Below are 1,239 nucleotides of genomic sequence, written 5' to 3' on the forward strand. Positions count from 1 at the left end.
AGGCCACGGCGGCCGCGCCCTATGCGGCGGCCTGTGCGGCCGTGGGCGGCATCGATCTGCGCGAGAGCAACCGGCGCATCGCCTGCCCCGCGCTGGTCATTGCAGGCAGCCGCGACGAGGCCACGCCCCCTTCCCTGTCCGAAGACATGCAGGCGCAGATTCCGGGCGCGCAGCTGGTGTCGCTGCCCGCCGCGCATTTGAGTGCCGTGGAAATGCCCGCGGAGTTTGCGCAGTTGGTGAGCGACTTTGTCGCGCAGATCCGCTAGATCTGCCGCCCTGCCCGGACGGAATGGTCGCTGAGCGAAGCCGCTAGCAGGCCGGCATCACGGCCGGCAGATCAACTCCGCCACGTCCATCAGCAAGGCCTCATCGATCTGCTCGCGCAGGTCCACGGCCAGCCTGCGCCGGTAGAACACGCCCAGGTCCAGGCCCACGCCCAGCGCGCGGATCTGCACATCGCCCGCGCGCTCGTGCCGGGCGATGACCTGGCGCAGGTGCTGGTCCAGATAGTGCTCGTCGTTGGCCTGGTGCGTGGCCGTGTCCATGGGGCAGCCGTCCGAGATGACGAGCAGGATGCGGCGCTGCGCGGGCCGCGCCAGCAGCCGCTCGCAGGCCCATTCCACGGCCTCGCCGTCCACGCCCTCGCGAAACAGGTCGGGCCTGCGCAGCGCGGCAACGCCGTGGCGGGCGTGGCGCCAGGGTCTGGCGGCATCCTTGAAGACGATGTGCAGCCGCTCGTTGAGCCGGCCCGGGATGTGGGGCTGGCCCGCGCGCTGCCAGTCGCGGCGGGCGCGGCCGCCGTTCCAGGCCTGGGTGGAAAAGCCCAGCACGTCCACCGGCACGCCGGCCATGGACAGCGCGCGGCCCAGCAGGTCCACCAGCAGGGACAGCGGGCGCGCATGCGCCTTCATCGAGCCCGAGCAGTCCAGCAAGATGGCCACGGCCGCATCGCTGACGGGGCGCGGCAACTCGTTCCTGAAGATGGCGCGCTGCTGCGGATCGCTGACCAGTTGCGCCAGCCGGCTTGCATCCAGGTGCCCATCCTCCAGGCCGAACTGCCAGCCGTCGTGGCGCGGCACGGCCAGGCGCTGCTGCAGGTGGCGGGCCAGCCGGCCCGCATGCAAGCCGCTGCGCGCCAGTTCCTCATCCATCTGCTCGCGGAACTCGGCCAGTTGCGCGGCGCGGATCAGCTCGGTGGCCTGCGCCTCGCGGTCATAGGCGCGCGTGAACACGACGCGG

At 71.8% G+C, this 1,239-nt stretch carries 2 protein-coding genes; one reads left to right on the forward strand and one right to left on the reverse strand.

Features of this window, described 5'->3' with window-relative positions; genetic code table 11:
* Nucleotides 1-266 (forward strand): alpha/beta hydrolase (locus L995_RS08680; protein WP_047471027.1); only part of this gene is annotated, 266 nt, incomplete at its 5' end.
* Between the two features lie 57 nt (nucleotides 267-323).
* On the opposite strand, the gene L995_RS08685 is transcribed toward L995_RS08680, so the two are convergent.
* Nucleotides 324-1,239, reverse strand: a 916-nt coding sequence (locus L995_RS08685) for a cobaltochelatase CobT-related protein (protein ID WP_047471030.1), incomplete at its 5' end; no start/stop codon positions are given.

Origin of the sequence: Delftia sp. ZNC0008 (assembly GCF_000799035.1) — a bacterium.
GTDB classification, from domain to species: Bacteria; Pseudomonadota; Gammaproteobacteria; order Burkholderiales; family Burkholderiaceae_C; genus Comamonas; species Comamonas tsuruhatensis.